Origin of the sequence: Aliiroseovarius zhejiangensis, from assembly GCF_014656375.1 — a bacterium.
GTDB classification, from domain to species: Bacteria; Pseudomonadota; Alphaproteobacteria; order Rhodobacterales; family Rhodobacteraceae; genus Aliiroseovarius; species Aliiroseovarius zhejiangensis.
This window is the reverse complement of record NZ_BNCH01000005.1, coordinates 196,469-215,554: the sequence shown is the minus strand read 5'-3', so window position 1 is coordinate 215,554 and position 19,086 is coordinate 196,469. Positions and strand designations below refer to the sequence as shown.

Sequence of the window (19,086 nt, the reverse complement as noted above, 5' to 3'; positions counted from 1 at the left end):
AGCCCTGCCTCACTCCCAAAGGGAGATTTCCATGGCAAAGCGTGACTATTACGAGGTTCTCGGGGCGTCCAAGGGCGCATCGGCGGAAGAGCTGAAAAAGGCCTATCGCAAGAAGGCGAAAGAGCTTCACCCGGACCGCAACAAGGACAACCCCAAGGCCGAAGCCCAGTTCAAGGAAGTGAACGAGGCTTACGAGGTGCTGAAGGATGCCGACAAGAAAGCGGCCTATGACCGGTTCGGCCATGCGGCCTTCGAAGGTGGCATGGGCGGTCGTCCCGGCGGCGGGCACCCCGGCGGCAATGGCGATTTCGCCAGCGCCTTCTCGGACGTGTTCGACGACCTGTTCGGCGACTTCATGGGCGGTGGCCGTGGGGGTGGTGCGCGGGCGCAGCGCGGGTCCGACCTGCGCTATAACCTGCGCGTGACGCTGGAAGAGGCGTTCGCCGGCCTGCAAAAGACCATCAACGTGCCCACGTCCGTGACGTGCGAGGAATGCAGCGGCACAGGCGCCGAAGCGGGTGCTGAACCTACGGTCTGCCCGACCTGTTCGGGCATGGGCAAGGTGCGTGCACAGCAAGGCTTCTTTACGGTCGAGCGCACCTGCCCGAACTGTCAGGGCACCGGCCAGAAGATACAGAACCCCTGCAAAAGCTGCGGAGGCGCGGGTCGCAAGCACAAGGAACGGTCGCTGTCGGTCAACATTCCGGCGGGTGTCGAAACCGGCACGCGCATTCGTCTGTCCGGCGAAGGAGAAGCCGGTCTGCGTGGCGGGCCGACGGGCGATCTTTACATCTTCATCGACGTGGCCGAGCATCCGATTTTCGACCGCGAAGGCCCGCATCTGCATTGCCGCGTGCCTGTTTCCATGACCTCTGCGGCGCTGGGCGGGGATATTGAGGTGCCAACCATCGACGGTGGCCGGTCCCGCGTGAAGATTCCGGCGGGCAGCCAATCCGGGCGGCAAATGCGCCTGCGTTCCAAGGGGATGCCGGGTCTGCGTGGCGGACCGCGGGGCGACATGTATATCGAACTTGCGGTGGAAACACCGGTAAACCTGACAGCAAAGCAGAAAGAGCTTTTGCAAGAGTTCGAGAAACTGTCGGAAGAGAACAACCCTGAAAGCTCGTCCTTCTTCACCAAGGTAAAGAGTTTCTGGGATGGAATGAAAGGCTGACAACCTTGAGTTGTTAACCTTTCATTCACCATTTTTGGTGCAGTCTGCTCTTATGACCGAGAGCAGACAATTCCAATTCGATGAAATGCCACAGGCGCTGTTTGACAGCGACGAAGCGCCGGTTCTTCCCGTTCAGGTGAAGGACGGCAAGCTGCCGTCTTACATCAAGGATCACCGCAAACGTCTGCGTGATCGGTTCATGACCGGTGGGGCACAGGCCATGCCGGATTACGAGATGTTGGAGCTCGTGCTGTTTCGGGCCATTCCGCGCCGCGACGTGAAACCGTTGGCGCGAACGCTTTTGGATATGTTCGGCGATTTCAACCGCGTGGTGACAGCGCCCGTGCAGCGTCTGCGCGATGTGCCGGGGATCGGGAACGCGGTGATCACCGAGTTGAAAATCGTCGAGGCCGCCGCGCAACGCATGGCGCGCAGCCGGGTCATTCAGCGGCACGTGATCTCGTCTTGGGACGCGGTGCTGGATTACTGCCACACCACGATGGCCCATCGTGACACCGAACAATTCCGAGTGCTGTTTCTGGACCGCAAGAACGTGCTGATCGCGGACGAGGCGCAGGGGCAGGGCACCGTCGATCACGTCCCGGTTTACCCGCGCGAGGTGGTCAAGCGCGCGCTGGAGCTGAACGCCTCTGCGCTGATCCTGGTGCACAACCATCCCTCGGGCGACCCCACACCCTCGGACAGCGATATTCAGATGACACAGCAGGTGAGCGACGCGGCAACAGCACTGGGCCTGACCTTGCACGATCATCTGATCATCGGCAAATCCACGGAACTCAGCTTTCGCGGGACGGGGTACCTTTAGGGTCAGTCAACCCAGATTTCGACCCGACGGTTGACGCTGCGCCCCCAGGCACTGTCATCGCAAGCCATGGGCATCGCTTCGCCGAACGCATCGACCCGAAGGTCGACGCGGGTGTCATCGAAGGCCTCGAGCTGCGCCAGAACCTGCGCCCGCACCGATGTGGCGCGTTTTCGGGCCAGGTCCAGGTTCTGTTCTGCCGCGCCCTGACCGTCGGAAAACCCGACAAACACCATCTGGTGCCCGTCAAATCGTCCGCTTTCCAGTGCCTTTGCCAGCAGGGCGACATTGGACCGCGACGGTGCATCCAGCCGCGTCGAGCCGCCTTCGAACCGAAAACTGATCGACAGCCGGTCCTTGCCGTCAAAGGTATCGATCATCCGTTTCAACTCGCCCAGCGCAATTTCTTCCCCTGCCGCGGCGATGGCATTGGCCATGCGGTCGCCCTGATCCTGAATCGGGATGCGGGTCAGTGCCTGATCGACGAACCCGGCCCGGCGGGTCACGAACTGCGCACTGTCGGTGCGAAGATAGGACAGAAACTCGCGCCCCAAGAGCGGCAAGCGCCGTTCCGGCAGATACAGGTACATCGGCATGGTCAGGGGGTAATCCTCTGACTTGATCGACCGCGATGTGGCCCGTACGCGAAAGCCGCAACTGCCCGACAGCTGCACCACCTCGCCATTTCCGGGCCGCATGAAGGACGTGATTGCGATGCCGAACGGATCGCTGGCAATGGCATCATTCAACGCCGTGACCGAGGGGTGAAACCGCACCCGATCAGACAGGGTGACACCGCTGGCGGCAATGACCTGCTGCATGAAGGCCGGGCCGAAGCCTTCTTCGATATCCATCAGATAGGGCGTGATGGGGGCGTCTTCGCCACCCAGCTCGCGCCAGTTCGTGATCTTCCCCGCATAGATCGCCGCCAGTTGCGCGATGGACAGTTTTGTCACCGGGTTGCCCGGCGCCACGATCGGCACCAGCGCGTCCAGCGCGATGACCCGGCTTTGCCGCGCGATGCGCAGATCGCCGAGCCCTGCCTCGCGGGCCATGCTGCGTTCGCGGGTGGACGCCTGCCGCATCGACAAAACCATATCGGCTTGCTGGCCCAGAAGATCGGCAAACCCTTCGGCGCTTGTGGTCAATTTGATCGTGATGCGAGCCTGTTCCTGCCCAGAAGCGCCATCATACAGCGTGTAAAGCGTGCCGATGCCCAGCACCTCTTCGCGCTTCAACGCATAACCTTCGCGCAGGGCGAAGCCTTCGACCAGTGCCGGGAACAGAACTTCGCCCATCGTATGGGCGCCCGAAATGACCAGCTCGGCCACGAACGGACCAAGGCTGGGGCAGCCCGGCCCTTCGCAAGTGACACCCGAACTGTCAACGGTCAGAATGCCGAACTCGGTATCGACACGATAAAATTCGCCGTCGAAGGTCAGAAGCGTGCCGGTCAGCTGGATCGAGCCATCGCGCGAGGTCAGCGACACATCATCGGCACGGGCAGCGACACCAGAGGCCAGCACCAGAAAAAACACCGCGGCCAATGCGCGCAAACTGTTCATGGCTTTCCCCAACCCGTGCAATCCCTGTGCGCAATCATCCGGATTGACGCGCCGGATTTCAACCACAGATGTTCCGGGCACACCGGATCAGGCCAGCCGCCCGTGGCAATGCTTGAACTTCTTGCCCGATCCGCAGGGGCAGGGATCGTTGCGCGACGGGTTGCCCCAGCTGGCCGGGTTGGTTTCATCAAACCCGTCCTTGGCGTCCTGTGCATTATCTGCCGCCTGCGCCAACGCCTGCTGCTGCTGGATCATCTGCTGCATCATTGCCTGCTGTTCCTCGTCCGACATCGGGCGGATCTGGGCCAGTTTCTTGGTCACGTCCGAACGCAGACTGTCCAACATGCTTTCAAACAGCTGGAAGGCCTCGTTCTTGTATTCATTCAGCGGGTCACGCTGGGCATAGCCCCGGAACCCGACAACCGACCGCAGGTGGTCCAGCGTCAGAAGGTGTTCGCGCCACTTACTGTCGATGGTTTGCAGCACAAGTTGCTTTTCGATCGAGCGCATGGTCTCGGGCCCGAACTCTGCTGCCTTCTTCGCCATGAAAGCGTCCGAGGCATCGTAAAGCCGCTCACGAATGCTGTCGTCATCCACGCCTTCTTCGGCGGCCCAGTCGATCACCGGCGCCTCAAAGCCCAGTGTTTCGATAATGGCAGCCTGCAAGCCGCGCGTATCCCATTGATCTGCATAGGATTTCGGAGGCATATGTTCGTCAACCAGATCGTCGATCACCTGATGGCGCATATCACCGACAATTTCCGACAGATCGTCGGCTTCCATGATTTCCAGACGCTGACCAAAGATCGCTTTCCGCTGGTCATTCATCACGTCGTCGAATTTCAGAAGCTGCTTGCGGATGTCGAAGTTGCGACCTTCGACCTTGGCCTGCGCGCGCTCCAGCGATTTGTTTACCCATGGGTGGATGATCGCCTCGCCTTCCTTCATGCCAAGCGTGGACAGCACTTTTTCCAACCGTTCAGAGCCGAAAATCCGCATCAGGTCATCTTCCAGCGACAGGAAGAAGGCCGACCGGCCGGGGTCACCCTGACGACCCGAACGGCCGCGCAACTGGTTGTCGATCCGGCGGCTTTCATGTCGCTCGGTGGCCAGAACGAACAGCCCGCCCGCATCCTTGACCGCCTGTTCGTCCGCCTCGTGGGCGGCTTCGATCTTGGCGCGGATTTCGTCGGGGTTGCCGTCAGGGTCGGCGGCAATCGCCTCCATCACCTGAAATTCGACATTGCCGCCCAGCTTGATGTCCGTGCCGCGCCCGGCCATGTTGGTGGCGATGGTCACGGCGCCCAGCTTGCCCGCATCGGCGACGATCTGTGCTTCGCGTTCGTGCTGGCGCGCGTTCAGAACATCATGCTTGATGCCGGCCTGCGTCAGCATCTTCGACAGCTCTTCCGATTTCTCGATCGAGGTGGTGCCGACAAGGATCGGCTGACCTTTCTTGTTGGCCTCGCGAATTTCCTCGACCACGGCATTATATTTCTCGGCGGTGGTGCGATAGACGGCGTCGTGCTCATCAATCCGCGCGATGGGCCGGTTGGTGGGAATTTCGACCACGCCCAGCTTGTAGATCTCGTCAAATTCGTCGGCTTCTGTCAGGGCCGTGCCAGTCATGCCAGAGAGCTTGTTGTACAGACGGAAGTAGTTCTGGAAAGTGACCGACGCCAGCGTGACGTTTTCAGGCTGTGTCTTGCAGCCCTCTTTGGCCTCGATCGCCTGGTGCAGACCTTCGGACAGACGTCGCCCGGCCATCATGCGCCCGGTAAACTCGTCAATCAGCACAACTTCGCCGTCACGGACGATATAATCTTTATCGCGGGTGAACAGTTTGTGCGCCCGCAGGCCCTGGTTCACGTGGTGCACGATCGTGGTGCTTTCGGGGTCATAAAGCGACTGCCCTTCCGGCAGCAGGCCATGGGCGTGCAGCAGCTCTTCAAGAAACTCGTTGCCCTCTTCGGTGAAGGTGGCGCCACGGTTTTTCTCGTCGATCTCGTAATGCTCTTCCGTCAGCTCGGGGATTAGCTTGTCGATGGTCACATAAAGCTCGGACCGGTCCTCGGACGGGCCGGAAATGATCAGGGGTGTCCGCGCTTCGTCGATCAGGATCGAATCGACCTCGTCCACAATCGCGAAATTGTGCCCGCGCTGATACATATCCTTCAGCTCGGATTTCATGTTGTCGCGCAGATAATCGAAGCCAAGTTCATTGTTCGTCGCATAGGTCACGTCACAGGCATAAGCTGCGCGTTTCTCGTCATCCGGCTGATGGGGATAAACGACGCCCGTGGTCAGCCCCAGCGCGCCATAGACCTTGCCCATCCATTCCGCATCACGTTTGGCGAGATAGTCGTTCACGGTCACGATATGCACACCGTCGCCCGACAGCGCATTCAGATAGGCGGGAAAGGTCGCAACCAGTGTCTTGCCTTCACCGGTCTTCATCTCGGCAATGTTGCCACGGTGCAGGAAGATGCCACCGATCAACTGCGTGTCGAAGGCACGCAGCCCCAGCGCGCGCTTGGCGGCTTCGCGGCAGTTGGCGAAGGCTTCGGGCAGGATCGCATCCAGCTTTTCCCCGCCCGCGATGCGTTTTTTGAATTCTTCCGTCTTGGCGATGATGCCGTCATCCGTCAGGGCGGCATACTCATCCTCAAGCGCGTTGATTTGTTCGACGATCGGGCGGGTCGCTTTGATCATTCGGTCGTTGGGGGTGCCAAAGACCTTACGCGCGATTTTTCCAAGCATGTTTTCTTGCCTCAATGCGGTTCTGACGCTGGTGTGACCAGAGGGAACTTGCCCGTCCCTGTCCGGCCCCCTATCTAGGGGCCCAAGAACCAGCGCTCTCAAGCCTTCAAGCGATGTAAGCGTCGGGTGGAAAACTGTCAATGTTGCCGGGGAATCCGGCCTGTTTTGAGGACAAAATCATGTTGAAACGCAACGTTCTTCTTCTGACCACGGCGCTGTCGCTGGGCCTGACCGCACCGCTGGCCGCGCAGGACACCGAAACGGCCGATGCGCAAACGGAAGACCAGAAGGTCGAAATGATTGACGTAACCGGCGACACGGTCGTGGCGACGGTCAACGGCGAAGACATCACAATGGCGCATTTGGTGGCTGCACGGGTCAGCCTGCCTGAACAATTCCAGCAACTGCCAGACGACGTTCTGCTGCCTGGTATCGTCGAGCAGCTGATCCAGCAGGCCGTTCTGGGTCAGGCCATGGGCGAACTGAGCCACCGCGCGGAAATCCGCCTGGAAAACCAGCGGCGCGAACTGGCCGCCAATGACAAGGTGGAAGAGGTGATCGCAGGCGCCGTCACCGATGAGGCACTGCAGGCAGCCTATGATGCCGAATATGCCGATGCCGAACCGACGCAGGAGTTCAGCGCCGCGCATATTCTGGTGGAAACCGAAGACAAGGCGAAAGAGCTGATCGAAGAACTGGATGGTGGCGCAGATTTCGCTGAACTGGCAAAAGAGCATTCAACCGGCCCCTCGGGCCCCGGTGGCGGCGAATTGGGCTGGTTTAGTGCCGGTATGATGGTGAAACCGTTCGAAGATGCGGTGATGGGGATGGAGCCGGGTTCTGTCTCGGCTCCGGTACAGACGCAATTCGGCTGGCACGTGATCAAGCTGAACGAAACGCGGATGAAAGGTGCCCCGACGCTGGACGAGGTGCGCAGCGAGCTGACAATCAAGGTCGAAAACGACGCGGTCGAAGCCGCCCTGAAGGCGCTGCTGGATGCCGCAAAAATCGACCGTATCGAACTGGAAAGCATCGACCCGGCTGCATTGCGTGATATGACGTTGCTGGATCAATAAGCCAGAAAGGTGACGGCATGGGAAAAACGGCCAAGATCAAGAAGCTGAAGAAAAAGATCAAGAAGCTGCAAGCCCGCCTGACGGCGGCGCAGACACACACCCATGCCGTAGCGCCTCTGGCGCCGAAGTCCTTTCCCGACCTGCCGGTGATCGCCGGGGCGCGGTTTTCAGCGGTCAAGGCCGGGGTGAAATACGCAGATCGGCTGGATGTCATGCTGGCCGAGCTGCAACCGGGCACGACGATCGCAGGTGTGTTTACCCGCTCTGCAACGCGGTCGGCCCCGGTGCTGGATTGTCAGGCCAAGCTCGGGTCAGACCCAGCCGAAGGGGCGGCGATTCTGGTGAATGCCGGAAACTCGAACGCGTTTACGGGGGCCGCCGGTGACAGATCGGTCGAGGCCATTACCACCGAGGTTGCCAAGGCACTGTCTGTGCCCAAGAACAGGGTCTACACCGCCTCAACAGGAGTGATCGGCGTGCCATTGCCGCATGACCGCATCTTGTCCAGGATCGATGCGTTGAAGGGCACACTGACTCCCGAAGGGTTGGAGCAGGCCGCCCAGGCCATTCGCACCACGGACACCTTCGCCAAGGGCGCCAAAGCCGAAGTCAAAATCGGGGATCGCACCGTGCAGATCGCTGGGATCGCCAAAGGGTCGGGCATGATCGCGCCCGACATGGCGACGATGCTGGTCTTCATCTTCACCGACGCCAAGATCGCCCAGGATGATCTGCAATCCATGTTGTCGGACCTGACCGAAAGCAGTTTCAACAGCATCACCGTGGACAGCGACACCTCGACCTCAGACACGTTGCTGCTGGCGGCAACCGGCGCATCGGGCGTCGAGGTCAAACCAGACCACCAAGCCTTCCGCGACGCCCTGCATGGCGTGATGCTGGACCTGGCGCATCAAGTGGTGCGCGACGGCGAAGGCGCCACCAAGTTTGTCGAGGTTCGTGTGACCGGTGCAAAATCCGATGCTGACGCCCGCACTCATGCACTGGCCATCGCCAATTCACCACTGGTGAAAACCGCGATTGCGGGCGAAGACCCGAACTGGGGCCGTGTTGTCATGGCCATCGGAAAATCCGGCGCCTATGCCGAACGGGACAAGCTGTCGATCCGCTTTGGCGAGGTTCTGGTGGCCGAAAAGGGCTGGGTGTCGCCGGAGTATCGCGAACAAGACGGCGCACGCTACATGAAGCAGGACGAGTTAATCATTTCCGTCGATCTGGATGTGGGCAGTGGCGCTTCGACGGTCTGGACCTGCGATCTGACGCATGGCTACGTCCAGATCAACGCCGATTATCGATCATAATCGCGGCAGAGGGCATCACATGAAAGTTGTTCTTGTCTCGGCGGTGGCGCTGATCGACCGCGACGGCCGCGTGTTGCTGGCTCAGCGACCCGAGGGCAAGTCGATGGCCGGCTTGTGGGAATTTCCCGGCGGCAAGGTCGAACCCGGCGAAACCCCGGAACACGCCCTGATCCGCGAGTTGAAGGAAGAGCTGGGCATAGACACCTGGGCGTCCTGTCTGGCGCCGTTAACCTTTGCCAGCCACAGTTACGAGGACTTTCACCTTCTGATGCCGGTCTTTGCCTGTCGCAAATGGGAAGGCCAGCCAAAACCGCAAGAAGGTCAAACGCTTAGCTGGGCGCGGGTGGACAAGTTGCGTGACTATCCAATGCCACCGGCCGATCTGCCACTGATCCCAATTCTGCGGGATTGGCTGTAATCCGCGCAGTTTGCGGCAAAAATATGTCGAAACTCGAAATACCTGTTATGGTTGCGCCGATTCGATGCTGTGAATTGGGAGAATTCAGATGCTGCGGACGATTGTTCTTGGAAGTTGTGTGATGGTTCAAGGCCAGTTTGTGCGGGATCTTCCGGATGGACGCATCGTGGTTCGTGTGGATGATCGCCTGTTTGCAGGCCGTCCGGTCGACAATTGCAAGGCGGCCTAAGCCGAAACACATTGCGTATTCAGTAAGAAAAAGGGGACGGTCGCACCGTCCCCTTTTCATTTGCAACGCTCGTTCCCGGATCAGTCTAGGGTGCGTTCGACCTCTTCACGTTCGAAGATCTCGATCACATCGCCGGGGCGGATGTCTTCGTAATTCTCGAACGCCATGCCGCATTCCTGACCGGACTGCACCTCTTTCACTTCGTCCTTGAAGCGTTTCAGTGTCTTCAGCGTGCCTTCATGAATCACCACGTTGTCACGCAGCAGGCGCACACCAGCCGACCGGCGGGCGACACCTTCGGTGACCAGACAGCCGGCGACCTTGCCAACACCCGACACCTTGAAGACTTCGCGGATCTCGGCGTAGCCGATGAAATTCTCGCGCACTTCAGCAGACAGAAGACCCGAGGCCGCGGCTTTCACATCGTCCACAAGGTCGTAGATGATCGAGTAGTACCGGATCTCGACCCCTTTTTGGCTGGCGCTGCTGCGCGCCTGCGCATTGGCGCGGACGTTGAAACCGATCACCGGCGCATTCGATGCTTCGGCCAGACCGATATCGGATTCGGTGATCGCACCCACACCATAGTGCAGCACGCGCACGCGGACCTCTTCGTTGCCGATCTTCTCCATCGCCTGCACGATCGCTTCGGCAGAGCCTTGCACATCGGCTTTGACCAGGATGGGCAGCTCGGCGACATCTTCGTCGGCCTTGGCCTTTGCCATCATCTGTTCAAGCGTCGTGGCGGCCCCTGCGGCAGCGCGCTTGTCTTTCGCGGCCTGCTCGCGATACGCGGCGATTTCGCGCGCCTGGGCTTCGGTCTCGACCACGTTCAGGACGTCGCCAGCCTCGGGTGTGCCGTTCAGGCCCAGCACCTCGACCGGAACGGAGGGACCGGCTTCCTTCACGCGGTCGCCCTTGTCGTTTACCAAAGCGCGGACCTTGCCGTATTGTTCGCCCACCACGAAGATGTCGCCTTGTTTCAGGGTGCCGTTCTGAACCAGAACGGTTGCAACGGGGCCACGGCCCACGTCAAGCTGCGCTTCGATCACCGCACCGGATGCGGCGCGGTTCGGGTTGGCCTTGAGTTCCAGAATCTCGGCCTGAAGCGCGATGGCTTCCAGCAGTTCATCAAGACCCTGACCGGTGACGGCCGAAACCTCGACATCCTGCACGTCGCCCGACATCTTCTCGACGATCACTTCGTGTTGAAGAAGTTCGGTCCGCACCTGATCGGGGTTCGCAGCAGGCTTGTCGCACTTGTTGATCGCGACGATCATCGGCACTTCGGCAGCCTTGGCGTGATTGATGGCTTCGATCGTCTGCGGCATGACAGCATCATCCGCCGCCACAACCAGCACCACGATATCCGTCACCTGCGCGCCACGGGCCCGCATCGACGTGAATGCCGCGTGGCCGGGTGTATCCAGGAAGGACAACACCGCACCACTATCGGTTTTCACCTGATAGGCGCCGATATGCTGGGTGATGCCGCCAGCTTCGCCAGCGGTCACTTTCGCGTTGCGGATCGCATCCAGAAGCGAGGTTTTGCCGTGGTCAACGTGGCCCATGATGGTGATCACGGGCGGGCGGGCGACAAGATCTTCTTCCTTGTCCTCGACCTGGTCGATCACGTCTTCAACGTCTGCATCGGATACGCGCACGACCTTGTGGCCAAACTCTTCGATGATCAGCTCGGCGGTGTCGGCGTCGATGGTCTGGTTCTGGGTCACCATCATGCCCATGTTCATCAGCGCCTTGACCACGTCTGCAACACGCTCAGCCATGCGGACGGCCAGTTCGGACACCACGATGGCTTCGGGCAACTGAACGTCGCGAATGATCTTTTCACGCTCGACATTCTCGCCCATCGCCTTTTGACGCGCGCGTTCCTGCTTGCGTCGCATCGAGGCGACCGAGCGTTGGCGGTCTCCGCCACCACGCAGCGCCTGGTTCAGCGTCAGCTTGCCCGAGCGGCGGCCATCGTCACGGCCCGCACCTTTGGTGTTGCGGTTCTGACGGTCAGCCGCCCCGCCACGGTCGTCTTTCTTGCGGGGGCCCGAGGCGGTTTTGCCGGCACCACGCTGTTCGGCAGCCTGAGCGGCAGCCGGATCGGCGGCCGGGGCGGGTTCCTTGGCGCGCTTGCGGGAATCCTCGGCTTCGCGCTTCTTACGCTCTTCTTCCTCGGCCTTGGCTTTCAGGGCCTCCTCGCGTTCACGCTCTTCGCGCTCTTTCGCTTCGGCTTCCTCGCGGCGGCGCTGGCGTTCTTCCTCGCGCGCCTTTTCTTCGGCGGCGCGGGCTTCGGCTTCTTCGGTCTCGCGGGCTTTGGCGGCCTGCAAGGCTTTCATGCGGCGCTCCAGCTCGGCATCAGAAATACCGGCAGGGCGTTTCTTGGGGTCACCCGCCGCAGGCGAGGCCGCACCAGCACCCGCTGCCGCACCCGGCTTGGGCACGACAACGCGCTTGCGTTTCGTTTCGACCACGACGTTTTTCGTCCGCCCGTGGCTAAAGCTTTGCTTTACCTGACCGGGGCGGGCACCGCCGCGCAGGCCAAGGGTCTTTTTGCCGTCATTATCGCTCATCTGGTCTTCGTACCTTTCCGGTGACCGTTGCCACCGTCTTTCTCTTGCTCGCGCAGCGCCTCTAGCTTCTTGGCTTCCTCTACAACACGGGACGCCAAACCACCAGACGCAAGCGCGCCATGTATCACATTTTCACGCCCGAAGGCCATTCCCAGCTCATCTGCCGTCAGGCAGGTGAAGAACCGGTCGCGACCGGGCGGGGGGCGCAGCTTCGATTTGCCCCGCTCGGACCCGTCCGACGCCTGGATCAAGACGGCGGCCTGTTCCTTAACAAGCCAGTCTTTCACCTTTTCAAACCCGGCGACCGCACCGCCCGCCTTGCGCGCAAGGCTGATCAGGTGAACCACCCTGTCGGCCAGCGCTGCTTCAAGCATGGGCAGCAGGTCAGCCGGGACAGTCACCTGCTGTTTCGCCGCCCGCGAGAACAGCCCCTTCTTGGCGGCTTTCTCTAATGCAGCCCGGTCGGCGGACACCCAGATCCCGCGGCCGGGCAATTTGCCCAGCAGATCCGGCACCACCGATCCGTCCGGTCCCACGACAAAACGGATCAGCCCGGCCTTGGGCTGGGTTTCTCCGGTCGCGATACAGCGCCGTTCCGGCTCCTCCGGCCGCTTTTTCTGCCCACCGCGCGTCATGCGCCGACCCGAGGCCTGAGATCAGGCCTCGGCCTCCTCGACAGTACCGTCTTCTTCGGCGTCCTCTGCCACCAGATCAGCCGGATCGACCCACCCCAGAAGGATGCGGGCGGTCATCACAAGGTCTTGCGCCTGCTCCAGCGTCACGCCGAATTTCTCAAGCGAGCCATCATCCTTGATCCGCTCACCATCCACCGTGGTCCAGCCGCCTGCCAGCTCCCAGTCGGCGCAGGTTGCGAAATCTTCCAGCGATTTCACACCATCCTCGGCCAGGGCTTCGACCATCTGCGGGGTCAGACCTTCGAAGGCGATCAGGCTGTCTTCGACGCCCAGCGCGCGGGCATTTTCCAGCGCCTTGGCGTTCTGCGCCTCGATATAGTCGCGGGCGCGGGCCTGAAGCTCTTCTGCGGTTGCGGCATCGACACCGTCGATCACCAACAGCTCATCAAGCTCCACATAAGCAACCTCTTCCAGGTTTGCAAATCCCTCGGACACGAGCAGCTGGGCAAAGAACTCGTCCAGATCCAGCGTTTCCATGAACAGCTTGGTGCGTTCGGCAAACTCGGCCTGACGACGTTCGCTTTCTTCGGCTTCGGTCATGATGTCGATATCCAGACCTGTCAGTTGCGAGGCCAGACGCACGTTCTGACCGCGACGACCAATGGCGAGCGACAGTTGCTCGTCCGGCACGACCACTTCGATCTTGCCCGCTTCTTCGTCCAGCACCACCTTGGACACTTCGGCAGGTTGAAGCGCGTTCACAAGGAAGGTCGGCTGATCTTCGTTCCACGGAATGATGTCGATCTTTTCACCTTGAAGTTCGTTCACCACGGCCTGCACGCGGCTGCCGCGCATACCCACACAGGCGCCCACCGGGTCAATCGAGCCGTCATAGGAGATCACGGCGATCTTCGCGCGCGAACCGGGGTCACGGGCCACCGCCTTGATTTCGATGATGCCGTCATAGATTTCCGGCACTTCCATCTTGAACAGCTCGGCCATGAACTCGGGTGCCGTACGGCTCAGGAAAATCTGCGGGCCGCGGGCTTCGCGGCGCACGTCCTTGATATAGCAGCGGATACGGTCATTCGGGCGATAGGCTTCGCGGCCGATCTTTTCGTTGCGACGCAGAATGGCCTCGCCGGTGCCCACGTCAACGATGACGTTGCCATATTCTTCGCGCTTGACCTGACCATTGATGATCGTGCCCGCGCGGTCCTTGAACTCTTCGTACTGGCGATCCCGTTCGGCTTCGCGGACCTTTTGCAGGATCACCTGCTTGGCGGATTGCGCGGCGATACGGCCCATTTCGACCGGCGGCACTTCTTCAACGAACGTGTCACCGACCTTGGGGTCATCCATGTATTGCTTGGCCTGATCGACGGTGAACTCGGCCTGATAATTCTCAAGCTCGTCATCTTCGACCACGGTGCGCACGCGGGTGAATGTGGCGCGACCGGTTTTACGGTCAATCGACACGCGAATGTCCATCTCGGCGCCGTAACGCGACTTGGCGGCGCGCGCCAGGCTTTCTTCCATCGCTTCAATCACCAGCGCGGGGTCGATCATCTTCTCGCGCGCGACGGCTTCGGCGGTCTGGAGCAGCTCCAACTGGTTTGCAGAAGTAATTGCCATTGTCTCAGTCCTCCTCAGAACCGGTGATTTTTTGAACTTCATCAAATTGGGCTTCGTCAATCTGCCCGTCATCCTTCCGCTGACGCAGCACGTCGCGAATAAGGTCGTCTGTCAGAACCAGCTTCGCTTCCGACAGCCAGTCGAAATCGAGGCCAATGGTGACTGTTTCACCCTGATTCTCGATCTCGATCAGAATTTCATTGCCTTCGACACCCGCCAATTCGCCCTTGAAGCGTTTGCGCCCGTCGATCAGTTCAGAGGTTTCGATCTTGGCGACATACCCGTTCCAGTCCTGAAAATCCTTCAGGCGGGTCAGGGGGCGGTCGATGCCGGGTGAACCGACTTCCAGCGTATAATTGTCCTCGATCGGGTCTTCGACATCCAGCACCGCGCTGACAGCGGTGGAAATGTCGGCGCATTCGTCAACTTCGATCCCGCCATCGGGGCGTTCGGCCATGATCTGCAAGGTGGGTGTCTTGCCGCCCATCAGGCGCAGACGCACAAGTTCAAACCCCATCCCTTCGATCACGGGCTGGACGATCTCGGCAAGACGCCGGTCAATGGCCGCTTTGGCAACAAGGTTGCTCACACGTATCTCCAAAACAAAAAAACGGGCCAGCGGGCCCGTCGGAATTTCCGGTGGAGCTTCGGGGGTGGAGGCCGAAGCGCCGCTGTTGAAAGGGGATATAGGTCAGTTCATGCCGGGATGCAAGCTGAGTCTACTTCGCCCCCAATGTATCCCTTTGCCGTGCCAGCTTCTCCATCGTGCGGACCAGTTCATCCGCGATGCCGCGTTCGGACAGCGCGTGGCCTGCCATATGGATCATCCGCAGGTCGGATGACGGCCAGCGTTGGTGTAGATGATAAGCAGTTGTCGGCGGGCAGATCATATCGTGCCGACCCTGCACGATGGTGCCGGGAATATGGGCGATCTTTGGCATATCGCGCAGAATCTGGCCATCCACCTCAAGAAACGCGCCGTGGGTGAAATAGTGGTTTTCCAGCCGGGCAAAAGCGCGGGCGTAATCCGCCGGGCTGTCGATCACCGTGCCGGTGTTGTTGATCGATGCCAGCGCATTTTCCCACCCGGTCCATGCCTTTGCATAGCGTGCCTCTTCACCCGGTTCTCCCGAAAACAAACGCCGGTTATAGGCGGCGATCATGTCGTCGTGCTCGTCTTCGGGAATCAGGCTTTCGAACCGCTCCCACAATTCAGGCCAGAACCGCCCGGCGCCGCCGCCATAGAACCAGTTCAGCTCGGCCTGCGTCGCAAGGAAAACGCCACGCAGCACCAGCCAGGCCACGCGGGACGGATGCGATTGCGCATAGATCAACGCCAGCGTTGCGCCCCAGGAGCCGCCGAATACAACCCAGCGATCAATGCCAAGCGTCAGCCGGATATGCTCGATATCCTGAACCAGATGCCAAGTGGTGTTCGCGTCGATGCTGGCATGGGGGCGCGACCGGCCACAGCCACGCTGATCAAACAGGATGATACGATAATCTTCCGGGTCAAAAAACCGACGCATCGCGGGCGACGATCCGCCCCCCGGCCCGCCATGAAACACAACAACGGGGATGCCGTGCGGATTGCCGCTTTGTTCGACATAGATCCGATGCCCGTCGCCCACATCCAGCATCCGCCGGTCAAACGGGTCGATCGGCGGGTGAAGCCGTGAAGTGGCGTTGTTTTTTCCTGCGGCCTTGTCCATATGTCATCTATATATTGACCCGGCCACGCCCGCCATCAGAAAGAAAGTCGCCTTTGATGAGTGCTGACACCCAAACCACCGTTGACCCCGCCGAGGTCGCCAAGTTCGAAGCCATGGCCGCCGAATGGTGGGATCCGACCGGCAAGTTCAAGCCGCTTCACATGATGAACCCTGTGCGGCTTGATTACATCACAAGCCAGATTGCCGCTGAATTCGGGCGCGATCTGGTCGAAAACACCCCGTTCAAGGGCTTGCGTCTGCTGGATATCGGCTGCGGTGGCGGGTTGCTGTCTGAGCCCATGGCCCGCTTGGGGGCCGAAGTTGTCGGCGCAGATGCGGCCGCGCGCAACATCCCTGTTGCGCAGCTTCACGCCGAACAGATGGGCCTGGACATCGACTATCGCCACACCACCGCCGAGGCGCTGGCCGATGCGGGAGAGCAGTTTGACGTGGTTCTGAACATGGAAGTGGTCGAGCATGTGGCCGACCCGCTTGCCTATCTGACCGCTTGTCAGCGACTGTTGAAGCCGGGTGGTTTGATGGTCGCCTCAACCATCAACCGCAATCCGAAAAGTTTCATGGTTGCCATCGTCGGGGCCGAGCATGTCATGCGCTGGCTGCCCAAAGGCACGCATGAATGGTCGAAATTCATCACGCCGGACGAGCTGGCAGACCTGATCACTAAAGCCGGTCTGAACGAGGTTGACCGCAAGGGCATGGTGTTCAATCCGCTGGGGTGGAGCTGGTCCATCTCGGACCGCGACCTGTCGGTGAATTATGCCATGGCATGTGTGAAGCCGAACGCCTAACGCGACGGGCGATAGGCGCTGATCGTGGTTTCTGCCAGTTCGAACCCAGCCCGCCGATACAACCGCCCGGCGTCGCTGTCCGCCTGTGCAACAATGACAGGCAGCGCCTTCGGTGCACGTGATCTGGCCCAATCCAGACAAGCACATAGAAGTGCCGCACAGATGCCGCGGCGCCGGAACGCTTCGTGCGTCTGGACAGATTGGTAACGGATCAGCCTGTCATCGTGGAAGATGCCCATATCCCCCGCCAATCGGTTGCCATAGAACAGACCATACCACTGCCCCAATCCGTTAGCGATCTGCGCTTGCCGGGAAATCGACTTGTTGTGCAGATAAGTCTCTAACTCGGCTTCGGGCAGCCCGTCCTTCATATGGTGAACCTTGGCGATCGCCGCGCTTTGCCGCCAGTCGGACGGGCTTGAAAACGACCGAATCCAAGCGCCTTCCGGAACAGGTGCGCGTCGCAGGGCACCACGCAAGGCCAGCGTATCTCCTTGTTCGACGCGCAGACCCGTGCCTTCGAAAACTCTGGTTACCTCTTCCAGCGGCAGGTCAGGAATATCCCAGCCGATGCAGACATGCCGGGCCGCTGGCAGATCGCGGTGAAATTGCGCGATCAGCAGGGCTGCATCCGTTGGTGGATCGGAAAAAATCACTCGATTTCCGAACCAGAAATTCGGCTCATCCGGGGTGGTCTGCACGATGCGATCATCATAATGCGTGATGTCGGTTTGACCCGCCTGCACCAGAAGGTCGGTCGCAAACTCCAGCGATTTCATTCGATATCACTGAGCAATTGTCGCATCTCGCGCAGGACCGGCAGCGCATTGCGCACCCGGTCTGTGCCAATCTTCGTGACCATGTTGCCGATGATTGGTGTGATCGCCTGAAGCGCCGCATCCCGCGCCGCCCGGCCCGAAGGTGAGATCGTGACGAACTTGCGCCGTGCATCGTCCCAGTCGGGGCGGATATGCACATGCCCCGCCCATTCCAGCTTGTTCAGCGTATTGGTCATGGCACCACGGGTCACGTGAAAGGCCTTGGCCAGTTGCGCAGGGCTTTTTTCTTCGTTCAACCGCGCCAGATGGTTCAGCACGGAAAAGTGGCTCAGCTCCATCCCCTTGGGCAGCGCCTTTGACAGGCGGGTGCGCGCCAGCTGGTCGGCCATGAACATTTCACTGAACAGGGCAACAGACAGGGTATCAACCGAGCTTTCCGACATCAGGGACCTTCAAATTCGCGATCATGGTCAAGCGACGGCACGCGTCGGCGCGACCTTCCCACGTCCGCAAGGTCAAGATCAACCATTGTGATGCCGGGCGCATCACCGCCATCGGCCAGAACCTCGCCCCAGGGCGAGACGACCAGCGAATGCCCGTGGGTCGCACGCGTCGGCCCGTTTTGTCCGCATTGCGCGGGGGCCAGAATGAATACTCCGTTTTCGATCGCGCGGGCCCGCAGCAGGCTTTGCCAATGCGCCTTGCCCGTTACAGGGGAAAAGGCGGCAGGCGCTGTGATGATCGTGGCGCCCGCCTTGGCCAGCTTGCGAAACAGGTGTGGAAAGCGCATGTCATAACAGATGGTCAGGCCGATTTTCCCAAACTGTGTGTCGGCGACCACTGCCTGCGTTCCGGGGCGATAGGCTGCGCTTTCACGATAGGTTTCGGTCTCGTCGATCTCGACGTCGAACATATGGATCTTGTCATAGTGCGCCATGATCTCACCCTCGGGCGAGATCAGGAAGGATCGGTTGGCGAACCGCCCGTCCGAGTCACCGGTCTTGAGCGCCAAGGATCCGATCAGAAGCCAGAGGCCCAGCGCGGCGGCGTCTTCGCGCATCGCGGCAAGAAACGGGTCGTCCGCTTCGTGGTACAAAACCGCTTGCTGATGTCGGCGGCTGCTGGACAGGATATTGCTGACCTCGGGGGTCAGAACAAACGCCGCGCCGGACCTGGCAGCGTCGCGCACCATTTGCCGCACGGTTTCCAGGTTGGCGGCAGGATCCTCGCCCGCCGTGAACTGGATCAGCGCCGTTTTCATACTCTAACCCGCCAACAAAGGGTCAAGTTTGCCATTTCGATCCAGCGCGGCAATATCATCAAACCCACCAACATGAACGTCCCCGATGAAAATCTGAGGCACCGTGTGCCGCCCGTTTGCGCGGCGCATCATTTCCTGCCGCATTTCTGGGTTCATCATCACGTCGATTTCGTCAAACACCACATCCTTGCTGTTCAGCAAACGCTTTGCGGCATGGCAATAGCCACAAAGTGGCGAGGTGTAGATGGTGACAGGTTGCATGGGCGGCTCCGTTTCGTGGCTGGCCGGGTTGGCCGGAACTTCCGAAAC

Annotated in this window: 18 protein-coding genes; 7 read left to right on the top strand and 11 right to left on the bottom strand. The window is 60.4% G+C overall.

Annotated elements, in window-relative coordinates:
• Positions 1-31 precede the first annotated feature (31 nt).
• Entirely contained in the window at positions 32-1,174 is a 1,143-nt protein-coding gene (gene dnaJ / locus IE188_RS12645; protein ID WP_191286869.1) for a molecular chaperone DnaJ, read from the top strand.
• A gap of 52 nt (positions 1,175-1,226) precedes the next feature.
• Positions 1,227-2,000, top strand: a complete 774-nt coding sequence (radC, locus tag IE188_RS12640; RefSeq protein WP_191286868.1) for a RadC family protein — start codon at positions 1,227-1,229, stop codon at positions 1,998-2,000.
• Between the two features lie 2 nt (positions 2,001-2,002).
• Here radC and IE188_RS12635 read toward each other — a convergent pair whose 3' ends face one another.
• Both IE188_RS12635 and secA read right to left on the bottom strand, forming a co-directional pair.
• Positions 2,003-3,562 carry a phosphate ABC transporter substrate-binding/OmpA family protein gene (locus IE188_RS12635; protein ID WP_191286867.1) on the bottom strand — a complete coding sequence of 520 codons (1,560 nt, stop codon included), beginning with the start codon at positions 3,560-3,562 and terminating at the stop codon, positions 2,003-2,005.
• Positions 3,563-3,649: 87 nt separating this feature from the next.
• The gene (secA, locus tag IE188_RS12630; protein WP_191286866.1) at positions 3,650-6,322 is read right to left on the bottom strand and encodes a preprotein translocase subunit SecA; all 2,673 of its coding nucleotides are present in this window, start codon (positions 6,320-6,322) and stop codon (positions 3,650-3,652) included.
• Positions 6,323-6,501: 179 nt separating this feature from the next.
• Here secA and IE188_RS12625 point away from each other — a divergent pair, with 179 nt between their 5' ends.
• The 4 genes from IE188_RS12625 (at position 6,502) to IE188_RS12610 (ending at position 9,364) form a co-directional block, all read left to right on the top strand.
• A complete protein-coding gene (locus IE188_RS12625; protein ID WP_191286865.1) occupies positions 6,502-7,398 on the top strand; it encodes a peptidylprolyl isomerase in 897 nt (298 codons plus the stop codon).
• A 17-nt stretch (positions 7,399-7,415) separates the two neighbouring features.
• A complete protein-coding gene (gene argJ, locus IE188_RS12620) occupies positions 7,416-8,717 on the top strand; it encodes a bifunctional glutamate N-acetyltransferase/amino-acid acetyltransferase ArgJ (RefSeq protein WP_191286864.1) in 1,302 nt (433 codons plus the stop codon).
• A 19-nt stretch (positions 8,718-8,736) separates the two neighbouring features.
• Entirely contained in the window at positions 8,737-9,135 is a 399-nt protein-coding gene (gene mutT / locus IE188_RS12615; RefSeq protein WP_191286863.1) for an 8-oxo-dGTP diphosphatase MutT, read from the top strand.
• Positions 9,136-9,223: 88 nt separating this feature from the next.
• Positions 9,224-9,364: a hypothetical protein gene (locus IE188_RS12610; RefSeq protein ID WP_191286862.1), complete on the top strand. Its 141-nt coding sequence runs from the start codon at positions 9,224-9,226 to the stop codon at positions 9,362-9,364.
• A gap of 80 nt (positions 9,365-9,444) precedes the next feature.
• Here IE188_RS12610 and infB read toward each other — a convergent pair whose 3' ends face one another.
• The 5 genes from infB to pip form a co-directional block, all read right to left on the bottom strand.
• Positions 9,445-11,946: a translation initiation factor IF-2 gene (gene infB, locus IE188_RS12605; RefSeq protein ID WP_191286861.1), complete on the bottom strand. Its 2,502-nt coding sequence runs from the start codon at positions 11,944-11,946 to the stop codon at positions 9,445-9,447.
• On the bottom strand, positions 11,943-12,581 hold the full coding sequence (locus IE188_RS12600; RefSeq protein ID WP_191286860.1) for an RNA-binding protein: 639 nt from the start codon (positions 12,579-12,581) through the stop codon (positions 11,943-11,945). Before IE188_RS12600 ends, infB begins: the two co-directional genes overlap by 4 nt.
• A 21-nt stretch (positions 12,582-12,602) precedes the next feature.
• Positions 12,603-14,216: a transcription termination factor NusA gene (nusA, locus tag IE188_RS12595; protein ID WP_191286859.1), complete on the bottom strand. Its 1,614-nt coding sequence runs from the start codon at positions 14,214-14,216 to the stop codon at positions 12,603-12,605.
• A gap of 4 nt (positions 14,217-14,220) precedes the next feature.
• Positions 14,221-14,805 carry a ribosome maturation factor RimP gene (gene rimP, locus IE188_RS12590; protein WP_191286858.1) on the bottom strand — a complete coding sequence of 195 codons (585 nt, stop codon included), beginning with the start codon at positions 14,803-14,805 and terminating at the stop codon, positions 14,221-14,223.
• Positions 14,806-14,935: 130 nt separating this feature from the next.
• Positions 14,936-15,928: a prolyl aminopeptidase gene (gene pip / locus IE188_RS12585; RefSeq protein WP_191286857.1), complete on the bottom strand. Its 993-nt coding sequence runs from the start codon at positions 15,926-15,928 to the stop codon at positions 14,936-14,938.
• A gap of 56 nt (positions 15,929-15,984) precedes the next feature.
• Between pip and ubiG the strand changes: the two genes are divergently transcribed.
• Entirely contained in the window at positions 15,985-16,737 is a 753-nt protein-coding gene (ubiG, locus tag IE188_RS12580; protein ID WP_191286856.1) for a bifunctional 2-polyprenyl-6-hydroxyphenol methylase/3-demethylubiquinol 3-O-methyltransferase UbiG, read from the top strand.
• Here the strand turns inward: ubiG and IE188_RS12575 are convergent.
• From IE188_RS12575 to grxC, 4 genes are read right to left on the bottom strand one after another with little or no spacing between them, the layout of a single operon-like run.
• A complete protein-coding gene (locus IE188_RS12575; RefSeq protein ID WP_191286855.1) occupies positions 16,734-17,516 on the bottom strand; it encodes a GNAT family N-acetyltransferase in 783 nt (260 codons plus the stop codon). The genes ubiG and IE188_RS12575 overlap by 4 nt on opposite strands.
• Positions 17,513-17,959 (bottom strand): MarR family winged helix-turn-helix transcriptional regulator, encoded by a 447-nt coding sequence (locus tag IE188_RS12570; RefSeq protein ID WP_191286854.1) that lies wholly within the window; start codon positions 17,957-17,959, stop codon positions 17,513-17,515. Before IE188_RS12570 ends, IE188_RS12575 begins: the two co-directional genes overlap by 4 nt.
• The gene (locus IE188_RS12565) at positions 17,959-18,777 is read right to left on the bottom strand and encodes a carbon-nitrogen hydrolase family protein (protein ID WP_191286853.1); all 819 of its coding nucleotides are present in this window, start codon (positions 18,775-18,777) and stop codon (positions 17,959-17,961) included. Before IE188_RS12565 ends, IE188_RS12570 begins: the two co-directional genes overlap by 1 nt.
• Before the next feature lie 3 nt (positions 18,778-18,780).
• Complete coding sequence (gene grxC, locus IE188_RS12560; RefSeq protein WP_191286852.1) at positions 18,781-19,038, bottom strand: glutaredoxin 3; 258 nt, start codon at positions 19,036-19,038, stop codon at positions 18,781-18,783.
• Positions 19,039-19,086 lie beyond the last annotated feature (48 nt).